At 52.9% G+C, this 18,099-nt stretch carries 12 protein-coding genes; 8 read left to right on the top strand and 4 right to left on the bottom strand.

Features of this window, described 5'->3' with window-relative positions:
• Positions 1 to 50 precede the first annotated feature (50 nt).
• The 5 genes from HOY33_RS02240 to HOY33_RS02220 all read left to right on the top strand — a co-directional run bounded on the left by HOY33_RS02240 (position 51) and on the right by HOY33_RS02220 (position 8,374).
• Positions 51 to 3,368: a DNA translocase FtsK 4TM domain-containing protein gene (locus tag HOY33_RS02240; protein ID WP_172288138.1), complete on the top strand. Its 3,318-nt coding sequence runs from the start codon at positions 51 to 53 to the stop codon at positions 3,366 to 3,368.
• Between the two features lie 172 nt (positions 3,369 to 3,540).
• Positions 3,541 to 4,152, top strand: a complete 612-nt coding sequence (lolA, locus tag HOY33_RS02235) for an outer membrane lipoprotein chaperone LolA (RefSeq protein ID WP_172288802.1) — start codon at positions 3,541 to 3,543, stop codon at positions 4,150 to 4,152.
• A gap of 7 nt (positions 4,153 to 4,159) precedes the next feature.
• Positions 4,160 to 5,503, top strand: a complete 1,344-nt coding sequence (locus tag HOY33_RS02230; RefSeq protein ID WP_172288136.1) for a replication-associated recombination protein A — start codon at positions 4,160 to 4,162, stop codon at positions 5,501 to 5,503.
• 105 nt (positions 5,504 to 5,608) lie between these two features.
• The gene (serS, locus tag HOY33_RS02225; RefSeq protein WP_172288134.1) at positions 5,609 to 6,904 is read left to right on the top strand and encodes a serine--tRNA ligase; all 1,296 of its coding nucleotides are present in this window, start codon (positions 5,609 to 5,611) and stop codon (positions 6,902 to 6,904) included.
• A 318-nt stretch (positions 6,905 to 7,222) separates the two neighbouring features.
• Positions 7,223 to 8,374: an MFS transporter gene (locus tag HOY33_RS02220; protein WP_172288132.1), complete on the top strand. Its 1,152-nt coding sequence runs from the start codon at positions 7,223 to 7,225 to the stop codon at positions 8,372 to 8,374.
• Between the two features lie 2 nt (positions 8,375 to 8,376).
• Here the strand turns inward: HOY33_RS02220 and HOY33_RS02215 are convergent, their stop codons facing one another.
• Positions 8,377 to 9,300 (bottom strand): LysR family transcriptional regulator, encoded by a 924-nt coding sequence (locus tag HOY33_RS02215; protein ID WP_172288130.1) that lies wholly within the window; start codon positions 9,298 to 9,300, stop codon positions 8,377 to 8,379.
• A gap of 270 nt (positions 9,301 to 9,570) precedes the next feature.
• Between HOY33_RS02215 and HOY33_RS02210 the strand changes: the two genes are divergently transcribed.
• From HOY33_RS02210 to HOY33_RS02200, 3 genes are read left to right on the top strand one after another with little or no spacing between them, the layout of a single operon-like run.
• Entirely contained in the window at positions 9,571 to 10,893 is a 1,323-nt protein-coding gene (locus tag HOY33_RS02210; protein ID WP_172288128.1) for a cytosine permease, read from the top strand.
• Positions 10,894 to 10,916: 23 nt separating this feature from the next.
• Positions 10,917 to 12,026 (top strand): DUF917 domain-containing protein, encoded by a 1,110-nt coding sequence (locus HOY33_RS02205; protein WP_172288126.1) that lies wholly within the window; start codon positions 10,917 to 10,919, stop codon positions 12,024 to 12,026.
• 8 nt (positions 12,027 to 12,034) lie between these two features.
• Positions 12,035 to 13,603 carry a hydantoinase/oxoprolinase family protein gene (locus HOY33_RS02200; protein WP_172288124.1) on the top strand — a complete coding sequence of 523 codons (1,569 nt, stop codon included), beginning with the start codon at positions 12,035 to 12,037 and terminating at the stop codon, positions 13,601 to 13,603.
• Positions 13,604 to 13,659: 56 nt separating this feature from the next.
• On the opposite strand, the gene pflA is transcribed toward HOY33_RS02200, so the two are convergent.
• The 3 genes from pflA to focA all read right to left on the bottom strand — a co-directional run bounded on the left by pflA (position 13,660) and on the right by focA (position 17,873).
• On the bottom strand, positions 13,660 to 14,400 hold the full coding sequence (pflA, locus tag HOY33_RS02195; RefSeq protein ID WP_172288122.1) for a pyruvate formate lyase 1-activating protein: 741 nt from the start codon (positions 14,398 to 14,400) through the stop codon (positions 13,660 to 13,662).
• A 272-nt stretch (positions 14,401 to 14,672) separates the two neighbouring features.
• On the bottom strand, positions 14,673 to 16,958 hold the full coding sequence (pflB, locus tag HOY33_RS02190; protein ID WP_172288120.1) for a formate C-acetyltransferase: 2,286 nt from the start codon (positions 16,956 to 16,958) through the stop codon (positions 14,673 to 14,675).
• A 57-nt stretch (positions 16,959 to 17,015) separates the two neighbouring features.
• Positions 17,016 to 17,873: a formate transporter FocA gene (gene focA / locus HOY33_RS02185; RefSeq protein WP_172288118.1), complete on the bottom strand. Its 858-nt coding sequence runs from the start codon at positions 17,871 to 17,873 to the stop codon at positions 17,016 to 17,018.
• Positions 17,874 to 18,099 lie beyond the last annotated feature (226 nt).

Genomic DNA, 18,099 nt, shown 5'->3' with positions numbered 1-18,099 from the left:
GTTTTTCTCGGCGCTTTGTCATAAACCTTTACAGGCCCCTGGAGAGACGCTTGAGCCAGGAATACACAGAAGATAAAGACATTACCCTGAGAAAACTCAGTGGTTCTCGCCGTTTACTTGAAGCGATATTGATCGTAGTGGCGCTTTTTGCTGTTTATCTAAGCGTCGCGTTGCTTAGTTTTAGTCCTTCTGACCCCAGTTGGTCGCAAACCGCGTGGCACGAACCTATCCATAACCTCGGCGGCGTAGCGGGCGCCTGGCTGGCGGATACCTTGTTTTTTGTTTTTGGCGTGTTGGCTTATGCCATTCCGCCGATAATGTTATGTCTGTGCTGGTCGGCTTTTCGTCATCGCGATAACCAGAGCGCGATCGACTACTTTACATTTTCGTTGCGCCTGATTGGCACCCTGGCGCTGATTCTGACCTCCTGCGGCCTGGCGGCGTTGAATATTGACGACCTCTACTATTTTGCCTCCGGCGGCGTATTGGGCAGCCTGCTGAGCAGTTCGATGGTTCCCCGCTTTAACGGCATGGGGGCGACGCTGATATTACTGTGCGTCTGGGCCGCGGGCCTGACGCTGTTTACCGGTTGGTCATGGTTGACCATCGCCGAAAAAATAGGTTCGGCGGTATTGGGCTGTCTGACGTTCATGTCTAATCGCTCGCGCAGCGATAACCTGCCTGAACCGCTGTCTTCCGAGTCCGTCGATCGTCGGGAAGATCTGTCCGTAACGTCGGCCGACAGCGATGATGATGTTTTATTCTCGGCGCCGTCGATAGCCTCGGCAACCCACGAAACACGTCCGGCGGAGCAGGGCGGCGAGCAGCCAGCGGCCGCCCCCTCATCGGATTCGTCGCTCGTGGCGTCTCTGGCGATGGACACGCAGCAGGGCATGCCGGAGCAACCCGCCGCCCGGCAGCAAATTGATGTCGCTTCAACGCTCAATCCGCCGTTGTATTCTTTTGAGGTGCCGACGCCCGTTCCCGCGGCCCATGACGACGGCGCGGAAGCCTACCACCCATCCGGCAGTGCGGATACGCCGCCGATTGCGCAATCGCAGGTCGCGCAGCCTATCGATCGGGCGCCTTATGCCGGGCAGTCCGAAACGCCAGACAGAACGGAGGCTTCGTTCAAGGCGAATAATACCTTTATGCCGGCCTTTAGTGCCGATGATGACGGAAATTCTCAGGTAAAACAGGGCGTTGGGCCGGAGTTGCCGCGTCCGAATCCGGTTCGCATCCCGACTCGTCGCGAGCTGGCCTCGTACGGTATTACATTGCCGTCGCAGCGCTTGGCTGAACAACAGGCCAGGGCGTCGCAAGCTCAGAGCGATATGGATAACAACAGTCCGGCGCACGGCGAGGAATCCCCGGATGATATTGCGCAGCAGGAAGCCGCGTTACAGCAGGCGTATATCGAGCAGCAGCGTCAGCGCTATGGCGAAGATTATCCGCAACAGGAAGACGATCAGGAAGCGCTGCTGCAAGCGCAACTGGCTAAGGATTTTGATGCTCAGCAGCAGTCCCGCTATGGCGGGGTGGATGAGAGCATGCCGGCGCAGCAGCAACCGACGCTAAACCGCGCCGCCTTGTCTGATATGCCGTCGGGCGCACAGATTCCCGGCTTTTCTCCCCTGGCCGATCTGGTTGATGACGGCCCCAGTGAACCGCTGTTTACCTTATCCGCTTCCGAACATGTCGATACGCCGCCGCAACAGGGCGGAGATGATGCGGTTGATTCCCGGCAACATGAGCAGAACACGTCGGCCGCCAACGCCGATGCGGTTTCGCCGATAGAGCCGGCGGCTCCCGCGCGTAAACCGATAATGGATAGTTTGATTCACCCTTTCCTGGTTCGTAACGATCAGCCGTTGCAAAAACCGACCACACCGCTGCCGACGTTGGATTTACTGACGCCGCCGCCGGAAAGTGAAGCGCCGGTGGATAGTTTCGCGCTGGAGCAGACGGCGCGTCTGATCGAGGCGCGGCTGGGTGACTACCGGGTAAAAGCCGATGTCGTCGATCACTATCCCGGGCCGGTGATTACCCGCTTTGAGTTGGATTTGGCGCCGGGCGTGAAGGCCGCGCGTATTTCCAATCTGTCACGCGATCTGGCGCGTTCGCTGTCGGTGGTTGCCGTACGTATTGTTGAAGTTATCCCCGGTAAACCCTATGTGGGGCTGGAGTTGCCTAACAAGCACCGCCAAACCGTTTATCTGCGGGAAGTGCTGGACTGCGCCAAGTTCCGTGATAATCCTTCGCCGCTGGCTATTGTGCTGGGTAAAGATATTGCCGGGCAACCGGTGGTGGCCGATCTGGCGAAAATGCCGCACCTACTGGTGGCCGGTACGACGGGTTCCGGTAAATCCGTCGGCGTTAACGCCATGATTATCAGCATGTTGTATAAGGCCACGCCGGAAGAAGTGCGCTTTATCATGATCGACCCGAAAATGCTGGAGCTGTCCGTTTATGAAGGGATCCCGCATCTGTTAACGGAAGTCGTTACGGACATGAAAGATGCGGCGAATGCGCTGCGCTGGTGCGTCGGTGAAATGGAGCGCCGCTATAAGCTGATGTCGGCGTTGGGGGTGCGTAATCTGTCCGGCTATAACGAACGGGTGATGGAAGCGAATGCGATGGGGCGTCCTATTCCCGATCCGTTCTGGAAGCCGGGCGACAGTATGGATATGACGCCGCCGGTGCTGGAAAAACTGCCTTATATCGTCGTGATGGTCGATGAATTTGCTGATTTGATGATGGCGGTGGGCAAGAAAGTTGAAGAGTTGATCGCCCGACTGGCGCAGAAAGCGCGTGCGGCGGGTATTCACCTGGTATTGGCTACGCAACGGCCATCGGTGGATGTGATCACCGGCTTGATCAAAGCCAATATTCCGACCCGTATCGCGTTCACCGTATCCAGCAAGATTGATTCGCGCACCATCCTTGACCAGGGCGGCGCCGAATCACTACTGGGGATGGGGGATATGCTGTACATGGCGCCCAACTCATCAATACCGGTGCGTGTGCACGGGGCTTTTGTTCGCGATCAGGAAGTTCACGCGGTGGTTCAGGATTGGAAAGCGCGCGGGCGGCCCCAATATATTGAGAATATCGTCAGCGGCGGCGACGATGGCGAAGGGGGCAGCCTCGGTCTGGATGGCGATGAAGAACTCGATCCGCTGTTTGATCAGGCCGTTGCCTTTGTGGTGGACAAGCGCCGGGCATCGATCTCCGGCGTACAGCGGCAGTTCCGCATAGGTTACAATCGCGCTGCGCGTATCGTGGAGCAGATGGAAGCGCAGGGCATCGTCAGTTCTCCCGGGCATAACGGTAACCGCGAGGTGCTGGCTCCGCCGCCAATGGAGTGAATATAAAGGGCTGCGGTTGCAGCCCTTATGCAAAGAAGCGTAAAAGCCGCAATTAGCAGACAATTCGCCTATCGCTGTCTGAGTGGGTTCAGCTAAAGTATTGACCACGCAGAGAGTCTGATGTCTTCACAACCCGGTTGTGATGTCAGGAAATTCAAAGGATTTTAGTATGATGAAAAAATGGTTAGTCGCCTGTTGTTTGATGTCTGGCATCACATCAACCGTGGTGTGGGCGGATGCGGCCGGTGATTTGCAAAATCGGCTTAGTAAAGTAAACAGTTTCCATGCCGGTTTCACGCAGACCGTGACCAGCGCCGATGGTGCCACCGTGCAGGAAGGCGAAGGCGAATTGTGGCTGAAACGCCCCAATCTGTTCAACTGGCAAACCACGTCGCCGGACGAAAGTGTCTTGGTGTCTGATGGTAAAACCCTCTGGTTCTACAACCCGTTTGTCGAACAGGTGACGGCCACCTGGTTAAAAGACGCGACAGGCAATACGCCGTTTATGCTGATTACCCGCAACGACGCCAGCGATTGGGGCAGATATGATGTGCGCCAGAAAGGCGACGATTTTGAGCTAACGCCCAAGTCCGCCAACGGCAACCTGAAGCAATTTGCGATCAGCGTAACCCCCAACGGCACCATCAGGCAGTTCACCGCCACGGAGCAGGATGGGCAGCGCAGCCGCTATGTGCTGAAGAATCAGCAAAACAGCGCGGTTGATTCAGCAAAATTTACTTTTACGCCGCCGCAAGGCGTGTCGCTGGACGATCAACGTCAGTGAGGTCCGGGTGAGCAATCTGTCGCTTGATTTTTCCCGTAATGAATTCCAACCGCTGGCGGCGCGTATGCGGCCGGCGACATTGGCCCAGTATATTGGTCAACAGCACCTTTTAGGCGCGGGTAAACCGTTGCCGCGCGCCATTGAGGCCGGTCAGCTTCATTCGATGATCCTGTGGGGGCCGCCCGGCACCGGGAAAACGACGCTGGCGGAATTGATCGGACATTACGGGCAGGCGGACGTCGAGCGGATTTCGGCGGTGACGTCAGGAATAAAAGAGATTCGCGAGGCCATCGAGCGGGCGCGGCAAAATCGTCATGCCGGGCGGCGTACGATTTTGTTTGTCGATGAAGTCCACCGGTTCAACAAAAGTCAGCAGGATGCGTTTTTACCGCACATTGAAGACGGCACAATTACATTTATCGGCGCGACGACCGAAAACCCCTCTTTCGAACTCAACTCGGCATTGTTATCTCGCGCCCGTGTGTATCTGCTAAAAGCGCTCACCGCGGAAGATATTGAGCAGGTGCTGCAACAGGCGATGAATGACGGTCAGCGGGGCTACGGCGGGCAAAATATCGTATTGCCAGACGATACCCGGCGCATGTTGGCTGAATTGGTCAATGGGGATGCCCGTCGGGCGCTGAACAGCCTGGAAATGATGGCGGATATGGCCGAGGCGGATGCGCAAGGCATACGCACGTTGACGCCGGCCTTGCTGAAAGAAGTGTCAGGCGAACGCAGCGCCCGGTTTGATAATAAAGGCGATCGTTATTACGATCTGATTTCGGCGCTGCATAAATCGGTGCGAGGCTCGGCGCCTGATGCCGCGCTCTATTGGTATGCGCGCATCATTACCGCCGGGGGCGATCCGCTGTATGTTGCCCGCCGCCTGTTGGCGATTGCCTCTGAGGATGTCGGCAATGCCGATCCGCGCGGGATGCAGGTCGCTATCGCCGCCTGGGACTGTTTTACCCGCGTAGGACCGGCGGAAGGCGAACGCGCGATTGCGCAGGCGATTGTTTATCTGGCCTGCGCGCCGAAAAGCAACGCGGTTTATACGGCATTTAAGGCCGCGCTGCATGATGCGCGGGAAAAGCCGGATTACGACGTTCCCGAGCATCTGCGGAATGCCCCGACGCGTCTGATGAAAGAAATGGGCCTGGGAGCGGAATATCGCTATGCCCATAATGAACCCAATGCTTATGCGGCGGGAGAGAACTATTTCCCACCCGAAATGGCCGATGCGCAGTATTACACCCCGTCGTCACGCGGTCTTGAGGGAAAAATTGGTGAAAAGCTCGCCTGGCTTGCCGCTCAGGATCAAAATAGCCCGACAAAACGCTACCGCTAAATCAAGCGTTGCGGTAAGGTTAACGCGATAATTTCTGACGCCCGGACGCGTGTATATGCCGGGAACAACACCCTTTCATTTGATAATCATAAGCACAGGATTAGCATGCTCGATCCCAATTTACTGCGCAATGAGCTAGACGCAGTCGCCGCAAAACTACTGGCTCGCCGAGGCTTTAAGCTGGATGTTGATACTCTGCGTAAGCAGGAAGAACGTCGCAAGGTTTTACAGGTAGACACTGAAAATCTACAGGCGGAACGTAATTCCCGATCGAAAGAGATCGGTGCGGCAAAAGCCCGTGGCGAAGATATCGAGCCGTTGCGCCGAGAAGTTAACGAGCTGGGCGAGAAACTGGATGCGGCCAAAGCCGAGCTGGATCAACTGCAAAATGAAATCCGCGATTTAGCGTTGGCGATCCCCAATTTGCCGGATGATTCCGTTCCAGTTGGTAAGGATGAGCGCGACAATAAAGAGGTCAGCCGCTGGGGAGAACCGCGCAAGTTTGATTTCCCGGTGCGCGATCATGTGGAGCTTGGCGAGATGGCCGATGGGGTCGATTTCGCTGCCGGCGCAAAACTGGCCGGCGCCCGTTTTGTGGTGATGAAAGGGCCGATCGCCCGTCTGCATCGTGCGCTCTCTCAGTTTATGCTCGATCTGCACACTCAGCAGCATGGCTATCAGGAAGCGTATGTTCCTTATCTGGTCAACCATGCGACGCTGTACGGGACGGGGCAGCTACCGAAATTCGGCGAAGATCTGTTTCATACCAAGCCGTTAAGCGAAGAGGCGGAAACCAGCAACTACGCGTTGATTCCTACCGCCGAGGTTCCGCTGACTAATCTGGTGCGCGATGAAATTCTGGATGAAGCGTCATTACCGCTGAAAATGACGGCCCATACGCCGTGTTTTCGTTCGGAGGCCGGCTCTTATGGCCGTGATACCCGCGGTTTGATTCGCATGCATCAGTTTGACAAAGTCGAGCTGGTGCAGATTGTGCGTCCCGAAGATTCAATGCAGGCACTGGAAGAATTAACCACCCATGCTGAAACCGTATTGCAATTGCTGAAACTGCCATACCGTAAAGTCCTGTTGTGTACCGGAGATATGGGATTCGGCTCCAGTAAGACCTATGATCTGGAAGTGTGGTTACCGGCTCAGGATACTTATCGCGAAATTTCTTCCTGTTCCAATATGTGGGATTTTCAGGCCCGACGCATGCAGGCGCGTTGCCGCAGTAAAACCGATAAAAAAACCCGCCTGGTTCATACCTTGAATGGTTCGGGGCTGGCTGTCGGACGTACTCTGGTTGCGGTGCTGGAAAATTATCAGCAGGCGGATGGCCGCATTGCGATCCCTGACGTTTTGCGTCCGTATATGAGCGGTCAGGAATTTATCGGCTAATTAACCGTCCACTATCTTAAAAAGCGCCTGATGGCGCTTTTTTTAATGCCGTCATACGGTAATATTTTTTAATCAAGAAAATACTTTTTTCAGCTCGACTATACGTTTTGATTATCTTCTAAAAATTAAATTTATTTAAAATCATTGAGGTAGATCCCAGATCATTCTGCCGCTCATCCGTTTAAACCTGCGTTTGATAAATTATTTAAATCAAAGGAGAAATCAGTGTAATGCACTGATTTTCACTGGATTGACTTTTAAATACGCAGTGGCATGATGCGATCACTTTTTTCTGGTTGTCTGGTTATCCATTTCACTATGCCCGCTTATTCTCGCCCAGTGCTGTTATTGCTCTGCGGCCTTTTGTTGCTGACGGTTTGTATTGCCGTACTGAATACCATGGTACCCCTGTGGTTAAATTATCAGCAACTTCCAGTTTGGCAGGTTGGCCTTGTCGGGTCGTCTTATTTCAGCGGGAATCTGGTCGGAACGTTATTTGCAGGCCGGTTAATCAGGTTTTATGGATTTAATCGCAGTTATTATTGCGCCGTCGCGTTGTTCGGAATAGCGACCCTCGGTCTGGGCATTTCTGTTGATTTCTGGAGTTGGTTATTCTGGCGTTTTCTGGCCGGTGTGGGCTGTGCGCTAATTTGGGTGATAGTCGAAAGCGCGCTACTTTGCAGCGGCACCTCAACCCAGAGAGGCCAACTTTTAGCCGCCTATATGATGGCCTATTATCTGGGCAGCGTAATGGGGCAGTTATTGCTTAGCATGTTGCCAACGGCGTTGCTCAGCGTTTTACCCTGGGTGATGGCGTTGATTGTTCTGGCGATATTGCCGCTGCTGTTTACCCGTATTCCGGCGCCAATAGGGCAGGAACATAAGGTAAATATCTGGAAAATGCTGAAATATCGCAGTGCGCGTATAGGTATTCACGGCTGTGTTATTTCCGGCGTTATTCTTGGTTCGCTGTACGGTTTAATGCCGCTGTATCTTTCCCATCAAGGGATGAGCGATGCCCGGGTTGGCTACTGGATGGCGCTGCTGATTAGTGCGGGTATTGTCGGCCAATGGCCGGTCGGGCGTATGGCTGACCGCTATGGCCGACTGTTGGTGCTGCGGGTGCTGGTTTTTGCCGTGATTGTCGGGTGTCTTGCGATGCTCAGCATTAGTCATTATGCATTGGCTCCGGCATTGTTCGTGCTGGGATGCGCCGGCTTTACGCTCTATCCCGTGGCGATGTCATGGGCCTGCGAGAAAGTTCGCCCTGATGAACTCATCGCCATGAATCAGGCGCTATTGCTGAGCTGTACGTTGGGCAGTCTGTGTGGGCCTGCCTTGGCGGCGGTACTGATGCAAACGTATTCAGATCGGTTGCTGTTTGTCCTGATTGCCGCCGTTTCGCTGTTTTATCTGGTGATGTTGCTGAAGAAAGCCGATCACCATCCAAAACCATTCGCAGCGGCCTGACGCTATGACTGCAAGCCGGCGAGTGAACTCTCGCCGGCTTTGACCATGTTATTCCACAATGCCTCTGCAACCGGACTTAGCCGCTGTTTGGCGTTGCGAATAAGATAAAAAATACTGGTCAGGCCAAGAATGTCTGGTGAAATCGCGGTTAGCTTCCCTTGCGCAACCCAGGGGGAAGCATAGTGATCGGGAAGAAAACCCGTATGTGTTCCCGCCAATAGCAGCAATAAGCTGCTTTCAAGGTGCCAGGCTGTATTTTGTAACCCTTGCTTGGCGACCGGCCCTAATTGCTTGCTGATTTCATGCAATGCATGTCCTCCAATCAGTAATCGGCGCGGGTTAAGCGTGCCATTTCGCCATTCCTGTTCTATCCGATCTGCATTTTGCGATGCGGAATAAAAATTACTATGTTCAATAAAAACCGGCTGAAAAAAGATATCAGGTGGAATGTCGTCGGGCAGCACACTGAGAATGATATCTAGGTGACCGTTTTTTAAGCGTTCCATCAACGGGGTATAATCGCCTATTTCAAGTTCAACCGTCGCTTCTTCACTTTGACTATAGAGTTTGGCGATTGCGGTTGATATGACTTTTGCCGGGTGTGTTACCGTATTGTCCAGACAGCCAATGCGAACCTTGCCGATCAGTTGATGCTTAATGTGTGCTAATCGATTGGCGAAATCATCCAGCGTGGCAATGAGGGATTTTGCTTCCTGATAGACGGCTTCGCCTTCCGTTGTTAAAGAAAACCCCCCGCGGCCTCGTTCACAGAGCACCAGGTCCAGCTCATCTTCAAGCCGTGAAAGATAGTGACTGAGTATCGGCTGGCTGAGGCCTGTAGCAGCCTGGGCGTTTGTAATTCCTTGTTTTTCCACTATTTTACAGAAAAGCTTTAACCAGCGAATCTCCAGTTTGTCTAAGCGCATAGCCGTTCCTTCGAATACATAATAAACGTAAATGTTAACATCAAAATATATCTGTATTAATCAATATAATTCCTCATTATCTTGTATGCACGTCACGTATTTAATGTGACGCCACGAAAAAACGTGGTTTTATGCGTCACACCAGGGTCTCTCTAAAAAATGGCTCGGTCAATTATTTGGCCGTGCCATTTTTCTATACGGCGTCATATAACCCCTATAAAATATAATAAAGGCAAAATAATAATTAGGTTGCTATTTAGTGGAGGATATATGTCTCAAGGGAATATTGCGCCAGAAGCTCGGCCGAAAGTCCGGCAAATCTATGACTATGAATATGAAACCGTGCCGCCTGAAGCTCGTAAGCGCTGGTATGTTATCGCCCTGATATGGCTGGCGATCGGGATCGATATTTCAGGTTTATTTCTCGGCGCTTTTTTAAGCTCCGGCTTGCCTTTTATACAGGCGGTCAGCGCCACGTTGATCGGTTCCGCCCTGCTGGGGATACTGGCGGCACTATGCGCTAACGTCGGGCATGGTTGCGGACTGTCGACCACACTGCTGAGTATTTCTGTATTTGGCCGCCTCGGCGGTAAATTGATTGGGATTTTCTCGGCGATTTCTTTTGTTGGGTGGTTTGCGTTCCAACTCGATTTCTTTGGCGTGATGCTGCAAAAGGCATTAATGCATTATCAATTTGAGCCCGGCCGCCTGCCGATACTGCTCTTTGGTATGGCGTTAATGACGTTTACCGCTATCTGGGGCGTCAGGGCGCTGGGTAAGCTGAGCATATTCAGCGTGCCGCTTATGCTGATATTAATTATTACCGGCATTGCGTTGGCGGCGACAAGTCATTCAACCGCGCCGGAAATAGCCATTAAAACGCCTATCGGCATGGGCGCCGCCATCTCCTATGTTGTTTCCATCTGGATCGTCTCCGCCGTCATGTCCCCGGATATTGCACGCTATGCTAAAACCCGTAAGGATGCGCTGCTCGGCGCGGGGCTGGGTTTTTGTTTGGGTAATAGCTCCACCATATTGGTTGCTTTGGTATTGACCCGTTTGGTCGGCAGTGAAGATCTGGTTGAAGTCTTTTTCAGCATTGGTTTGGGGTTGTCAGCGATTCTGGTGCTGATTTTTGCTCAATGGACAACCAACAGTTCTAACCTGATCTCCGCATCTTTGGGATTATCCGTCGTGATTAGAGCATTATCCCGACCGGTGTTGGTTGTTCTGATGGCGATTGTCGGGTTGTTATTAGCCTACAATGGCATGATTAATAACTTTACCCAATTCTTATCGCTTTTAGGCGTGTTGATTTCACCTATCGCGGGCGTTTATCTCGTCGAATATTATTTCCTTAATGCCGAACGCCTGAAGCAGGCTATATCACAACCCTGTGCGCTCAACCTGACTGCGGCTCTTGCATGGTTGTGCGGCAGTGTGGTTAGCGTCTTAACGTCCCCGGATTTTTTTGACGCCTTTACGATAAGTTCAATTTCCGCCCTGGATGGCGTGATGGCTAGTATGGCGGTTTATCTCGCCATAAATAAAATCTTTCCGCCATTGGCCGACTCATCGCAGTCAGGCTTGTGATTGAAGTGGTAACCGGGTGAATAATGGTCCGTTATATTGACGCTAAAACGATTGACGATATTGCGTTAGGCGCAGCGGTACTTGGCACCGGCGGGGGCGGCGATCCTTACGTCGGCGCGTTGATGGCTAAACACGCTATGCGGCAGATGAAGCCGGTTGCCATCCTCAGTCTGGATGAAGTCAAAGATGATGATCTGGTGGCGCCATGCAGCATGATTGGCGCCACCGCGGTTATTGTCGAAAAAATCATGACCGCCCATCAGTTTGTGCAGGCGTTTGAAAGCATGGAGAACGTGCTGGCGCAACCGATCGCGGCGACATTCCCCATTGAGGCTGGCGGCGTCAATTCCCTGATCCCCTTTATCACCGCGGCGAAAAAAGATTTACCGGTCATTGATTGCGATGCGATGGGGCGGGCTTTTCCGGAAGCGCAGATGGTAACGTTTTTTCTGGATGGTTTGCCTTCGGCCCCCAATACGCTGGCCGATGAAAAAGGGAATTCGGTGATCCTCAACCCTATCGACGGCATCTGGTCTGAACGGCTGGCGCGTGCCATTACCGAACAAATGGGCGCCGCCTGCGCCATGTGCGACTATCCATTAAGAGGCCGGCAGCTTAAGCAAAGCGCGATAAAGGGAACCCTGACGCTGGCTGAAAATATCGGACGCACCATCCGGCTGGCGCATCAGTCGGGAAGCAACGGGGTTCAGGCCTTACTGCCAGTATTAAATGCGCACGTGATCGCATCAGGGAAAGTCGTTGATGTCGATCGCCGCACCACCGGTGGTTTTGCCCGGGGAAAAGTGGTTGTTGAAGGCATAGGCTGTTCGAAAGGCGAGATGTTTACCGTACTTTTTCAAAATGAACTTTTGCTGGCTTATCGCTCCTCAGAGGTGGCCGTGCCGACTCAGGATAATCTGCTGGCGATCGTGCCCGATTTGATTTCGATACTGGACAGGGAAACGGGGCGTCCAATTATTACCGAGCACCTGCGTTATGGTCAGCGGGTTGAGATCATTGCTTATCCGTGCAATGAAAAGTGGCGAACGGCTAAAGGACTAGAGGTCGTCGGACCGGGGTATTTTGGGTATCCGGTGCAGTATGTGCCAATAGAGCAGCTTGTTAACCACTGAGGTCTACTATGTCCGGGAAAAATGATTACCGCCTCGGCATTGATGTCGGCGGCACGAATACCGATGCCGCCATTTTGGATGCGGATCTTCAGTGTATCGCCACGGCAAAATTCCCCACCAGCGATGATATTTATAGCGGTATTGTGCAGGTTATCGCCCAGGTACTTGAACTGTCCGGTGTGCAGCCGCAGGAAATTCGTTATGCCATGCTGGGTACCACGCAATGCACCAATGCGCTCGTCGAGCGGAAAGGGTTGAATCGGGTGGGGCTGTTAAGGCTTAGCTTACCCAGCAGCGACGGAGTTCCGCCGCTGTTTGACTGGAGTGATGAATGGCGGCAAATCCTCGGCCCGCATTTCTATCAGCTGCATGGCGGTTATGAGTTCGACGGTAAGGAAATTCATCCCGTTATTTATGATGAGGTGATGGCCGCATGCGAAAAAATGCGTGGGAACGTTGATAGCGTAGCCGTCTGCGGGGTGTTCTCACCGGTGAATAGCGCCCAGGAACAGATCGTTGCCGACTGGGTCCGTGCCGCCTTGCCTGATGTTTCGCTGTCGCAGTCGCATCGAATCGGCAATATCGGTCTGCTGGAAAGAGAAAACGCCACTATTCTCAATGCCGCGCTACAGCGCACCGCCCATCGCTTTGTTGATGGATTTATGCAGGCGCTATCACATCATGACATTAAGGCGACGCCCTTTTTCGGACAAAATGACGGTACGCTGATGTCTGAAAATACGGTCAAGCAGTATCCGATCCTGACAATGGCCTGCGGCCCCACTAACTCTATTCGCGGAGCTTGCCACCTGTCGGGATTGGACGATGCCTTAATCATTGATGTCGGCGGCACCACCACGGACATCGGGGTGTTGGTAAACGGCTTTCCGCGGGAGTCGGCCATCGCGGTCGAAGTGGGGGATATTCGCACCAACTTCAGAATGCCGGATATTGTCTCTATCGGTATCGGCGGCGGCACCTGCGTGCGACGGGATTCGGCGGGTAATATCACGCTTGGCCCCGACAGCGTGGGATATCGCCTGCTGCAAAAGGGTCTGAGCTTCGGCGGCGACACCCTGACCTTAAGCGATGTCATGATGCAACTGGATGCCAGCCGCTGGCCGTCGGCGCTGACGGCAACATTACCCAAGTTGGCCAAGGAGTTTTGCCGACAGGTATACCAGAAAATGATTCAGCAGGTTGAAGAGGCGATCGATCGCATGAAATCGTCTGTCGGCAGCGTTCCGGCCGTACTGGTCGGCGGCGGCAGCGTACTGCTGCCCGATACGTTGTCCGGCATCAGCGAGGTGATCCGTCCGCGGAACTTTGAGGCCGCTAATGCAATTGGCGTCGCCTTAGGGCTGGTGGGCGCGCAAATCGATAAAGTGGTCAAAATCTCTGAACACGATCGCGACCGTATCAGGCTTGAATTGCAGCAGCAAGCCATTGCGCTGGCGGAGCAGACGGGCGCGATGTCGGGCAGCATTGCGATCGTGGATTATCAGGAGATCCCTTTGGCTTATTTGCCGGGAAATGCGGTTCAGGTGAAGATAAAGGCGGCGGGACGGCTGGCATAATCGCTGCCCATAAGTGGATGCTTATGGGCGGTTCGATGCTTTCAGGCGGGGCGAAATCAGTACATCACCTTATGGCCGTATCCTTCAAGAATGGATTTTACCCGATCCATGGTCTCCGCTGTCGGAGGCTTCACGCCGTCCAGTTTGTATTCCTCGCCCATGGCTATCCACTTATGCTTACCGAGTTCGTGATAAGGAAGTAATTCAATTTTCTCGATATTCGACATGTCTTTGGTAAATTCGCCGAGCAGATGCGCCGACTTATCATCATCTGACCAGCCGGGAACGACGACATAACGTATCCAGGTGCGCTGATTGCGTTTTGCCAGATAGCGGGCGAAGTCGAGCGTCCGATGGTTAGACACGCCGACCAGATTCTGGTGGATATCATCATTCATCTGTTTCAGATCAAGCATGACCAAATCGCTGACGTCCAGAAGCTCGTCAATCACCGGATCGTAACGGCGTACGAATCCGTTGGTATCCAGACAGGTATTGATGCCTTCCGCGCGGCAGGCGCGAAACCAGTCGCGTACAAATTCGGCCTGTAGAATCGCTTCGCCGCCGGAAGCCGTGACGCCGCCGCCCGAGGCGTTCATAAAATGGCGATAAGTCACCACTTCTTTCATTAATTCTTCCACCGTGATTTCTTTACCGGCGTGAGTATCCCAGGTGTCCCGGTTATGGCAGTACAGGCAGCGCATCAGGCAGCCTTGAAAGAAAACGATAAAACGAATCCCCGGGCCATCGACAGTACCGCAGGATTCGAAGGAGTGGATGCGACCGATTACTGACATTGCGAGGTTTTCTCCAGGTTTGACCGAACAATAGCGGTCTTTATGAGCGCAGTCATAAGAAAATGGGCGGAATACCTGTCAATAATGACAGCGCATACCCCCCGACCGATGCTGCGTCGAATCTGTTTTGCCAGCCATCCACCATGTTTATCGCGGGAATGTTCATAGAGGGCTGGCGAAACAGGTTTGACACTCTGTGACGCGATAGGGTGAGAAAAAGGCCCCACTAACGTGGAGCCTTTATTTTACGCCTTTTCAGACAGTCAGGGAAATCAGATCGACTGTGTGAATGTACGGGTAATTACATCCTGCTGCTGCTCTTTGGTCAGTGAGTTGAAACGCACTGCATAGCCCGATACGCGAATGGTCAACTGCGGATATTTTTCCGGGTTTTCCATTGCATCAAGCAGCATTTCACGGTTCATCACGTTGACGTTCAGATGCTGGCCGCCTTCAATGCTGGCCGCTTCATGGTGGAAGTAACCATCCATCAGACCGGCAAGGTTGGCTTTACGCACATCATCGTCTTTACCCAGTGCATTAGGAACGATGGAGAACGTATAAGAAATACCGTCTTTCGCATAGGCGAACGGCAGTTTGGCAACCGAGGTCAGAGAGGCGACCGCGCCTTTCTGGTCGCGACCGTGCATCGGGTTGGCGCCCGGTCCGAACGGCGCGCCGGCACGACGTCCGTCAGGCGTGTTACCGGTTTTCTTACCGTATACCACGTTAGAGGTGATGGTCAGGACGGACTGCGTCGGCGTTGCGCCGCGGTAGGTATTCAGCTGCTGAATTTTCTTCATGAAGCGTTCAACCAAATCGCAGGCCAATTCATCGACGCGCGCGTCGTTGTTGCCGAACTGCGGATATTCGCCTTCGATGTCAAAGTCGATAGCCAGGCCGTCTTCGTCACGGATAGGTTTGACTTTGGCGTATTTGATGGCGGACAGGGAGTCGGCGGCAACAGACAGACCGGCGATACCGCAAGCCATGGTGCGATACACGTCACGATCGTGCAGCGCCATCAGCGAGGCTTCATAGCTGTACTTATCATGCATGTAGTGGATGATGTTCAGCGCGGTGACATACTGCTTGGCCAGCCAATCCATAAAGTGATCCATACGTTCCATCACTTCATCGAAATCCAGCACGTCGCTTTTGATCGGCGCGGATTTCGGGCCAACCTGCATTTTCAGTTTTTCATCCACGCCGCCGTTGATGGCATACAGCATGGTTTTCGCCAGGTTTGCACGGGCGCCGAAGAACTGCATTTGCTTACCGACGACCATCGGACTTACGCAACAGGCGATAGCATAGTCATCGTTGTTGAAGTCCGGACGCATCAAGTCATCATTCTCATATTGCAGAGAAGAGGTATCGATGGAGACTTTCGCCGCGTATTTTTTGAAGTTCAGCGGCAGTCTTTCAGACCACAGGATAGTCATGTTCGGTTCAGGCGACGGCCCCATGGTGTACAGGGTATTCAGGAAACGGAAGCTGTTTTTGGTAACCAGCGTACGTCCGTCAAGCCCCATGCCCGCCAGTGATTCAGTTGCCCAGATCGGGTCGCCGGAGAACAGTTCATCGTACTCGGGCGTGCGCAGGAAGCGAACCATACGCAGTTTCATCACCAGATGGTCGATCAGTTCCTGTGCGTCTTCTTCGGTAATCTTGCCGGCTTTCAGATCGCGTTCGAAATAGATATCCAGGAATGTGGATACGCGGCCGAAAGACATCGCGGCGCCGTTCTGAGACTTAACCGCGGCCAGGTAGCCGAAGTAGGTCCACTGTACCGCTTCCTGAGCATTGGTCGCCGGACGGGAAATGTCGCAACCATACTTGGCGGCCATCTCTTTAATTTGACCCAGCGCGCGGTGCTGATCGGCGATCTCTTCGCGCAGACGGATGGTTGCTTCCAGATCTTCGCCGTTTTCCAGTTTGGATTGCAGGGAAGAGAACTGAGCAAACTTGTCTTTCATCAGGTAGTCAATACCGTACAGCGCTACGCGACGGTAGTCGCCGATGATACGGCCACGGCCGTAGGCATCAGGCAGACCGGTCAGAACGCCTGATTTACGACAACGCAGAATGTCAGGGGTATAAACGTCGAAAACGCCCTGGTTATGGGTTTTACGGTATTCGGTGAAGATTTTTTTCAGCTGCGGATCCAGTTCACGGCCATAAACCTTACATGAACCTTCAACCATTTTGATGCCGCCGAACGGAATCAGCGCACGTTTCAGCGGCGCTTCAGTTTGCAGCCCGACGATTTTTTCCAGGCTTTTATTGATGTAGCCGGCATCGTGGGAAGTGATGGTCGCTGCAACGTTGGTATCGAAATCAACAGGTGCATGAGTGCGGTTTTCCTGTTTGATGCCTTCCATCACGCTGTCCCACAGCGCGGAAGTGGCTTGAGTCGCGCCGGCCAAGAAAGATTCGTCACCTTCATACGGCGTGTAGTTTTTCTGAATGAAGTCACGAACGTTGACTCCATCCTGCCATTCACCTTTGCTAAAGCCTTGCCATGCGCTGGCTAATTTTTCATTCAGCTCGGTCATTTTACACCTACCTTTGATATGGATTTTTTAAAACCCGACGTTGCGGCCGATTGCACCCTAGTGCTTGTCTCCGCCGCGCAAATAAATTACCCAGTATGTTAAACCTACCAGCAGGCCGCCACCAATGATGTTTCCTATCGTGACTGGAATCAGGTTGCTGCTGATGAAATGGCTAACGGTCAAATGTTCAAACTGGGAAGGCGCCATTCCTATTGCGTGCCAGAATTCCGGCTCCGCGAAATTTTTGATTACGATCCCCATCGGAACCATAAACATGTTGGCGATACTGTGTTCAAATCCGCTGGCGACAAACATGGCGACCGGTAAAATCATCGCAAACATCTTGTCGGTCAGGGTACGGCCGGAATAACTCATCCATACGGCCAGACATACCATCAAGTTCGCCAGAATCCCCAGGCACAGCGCTTCAACAAAGGTATGCTCAAGCTTGTGCTCGGCGGTTTGCAGAACGTTGAGCCCCCATGCGCCATTGGCGACCATGTGCTCGCCGGAAAACCAAATCAGCGCGACAAAGAAAAGCGCGCCGATCAAGTTGCCGATATAGACATTAACCCAATTACAGGCTAGTTGTTTCCAGGTTATACGTCCACTGGCTTTGGCGATAACCGTCAGTACGGTGGACGTAAATAAATCCGCGCCGCACACCACGACCAGCATCAACCCCAGCGAGAAACAAATACCGCCGATCAGCTTGGCGATGCCAAACGGGATCGTCGAGGTGCCGGTGGTGGACGTAATATAAAAGACAAAGGCGATCGAAATAAAAACGCCTGCGGTGATCGCTAAATAAAACGTGGTCCACGGTTGCTTTGTTGCTTTATAGACACCGGCATCTTCGGCTACTTTCGCCATTGCGGCCGGTAATAGTAGAGTAAAGGGGTTGTCAGCTTTCACACTAACTCTCTCTTAAAATTTATCAGCGTCGAGATACTAACAAAGCAGTATAAAGCAAAATTTGACGTGGATCATATTGCTCAAAACTAACGCCGGCTTGCATGGGGATGAAAGGGGGCGTTTTACATGTATCCATTTGATTTTTATTTGGAAAAAATATTTTAAAGTTTGCAAAAAGATTTGAATTAACCGGCATTTCCATCCCGTTTTGGGGTTAATAAATATA

This window comes from Brenneria sp. hezel4-2-4 (assembly GCF_013155275.1).
In the GTDB taxonomy this organism is placed as follows: Bacteria; Pseudomonadota; Gammaproteobacteria; order Enterobacterales; family Enterobacteriaceae; genus Brenneria.
This window is presented reverse-complemented; position numbering and strand designations above follow the sequence as displayed.

Excerpts from the sequence above, each read along its gene's own strand:
- HOY33_RS02200 (WP_172288124.1), top strand. The coding sequence starts at position 12,035 with ATGTCCGGGAAAAATGATTACCGCCTCGGCATTGATGTCGGCGGCACG.
- pflA (WP_172288122.1), bottom strand. The coding sequence starts at position 14,400 with ATGTCAGTAATCGGTCGCATCCACTCCTTCGAATCCTGCGGTACTGTC.
- lolA (WP_172288802.1), top strand. The coding sequence starts at position 3,541 with ATGAAAAAATGGTTAGTCGCCTGTTGTTTGATGTCTGGCATCACATCA.
- HOY33_RS02220 (WP_172288132.1), top strand. The coding sequence starts at position 7,223 with ATGCCCGCTTATTCTCGCCCAGTGCTGTTATTGCTCTGCGGCCTTTTG.
- HOY33_RS02210 (WP_172288128.1), top strand. The coding sequence starts at position 9,571 with ATGTCTCAAGGGAATATTGCGCCAGAAGCTCGGCCGAAAGTCCGGCAA.
- pflB (WP_172288120.1), bottom strand. The coding sequence starts at position 16,958 with ATGACCGAGCTGAATGAAAAATTAGCCAGCGCATGGCAAGGCTTTAGC.
- serS (WP_172288134.1), top strand. The coding sequence starts at position 5,609 with ATGCTCGATCCCAATTTACTGCGCAATGAGCTAGACGCAGTCGCCGCA.
- HOY33_RS02205 (WP_172288126.1), top strand. The coding sequence starts at position 10,917 with ATGGTCCGTTATATTGACGCTAAAACGATTGACGATATTGCGTTAGGC.
- HOY33_RS02215 (WP_172288130.1), bottom strand. The coding sequence starts at position 9,300 with ATGCGCTTAGACAAACTGGAGATTCGCTGGTTAAAGCTTTTCTGTAAA.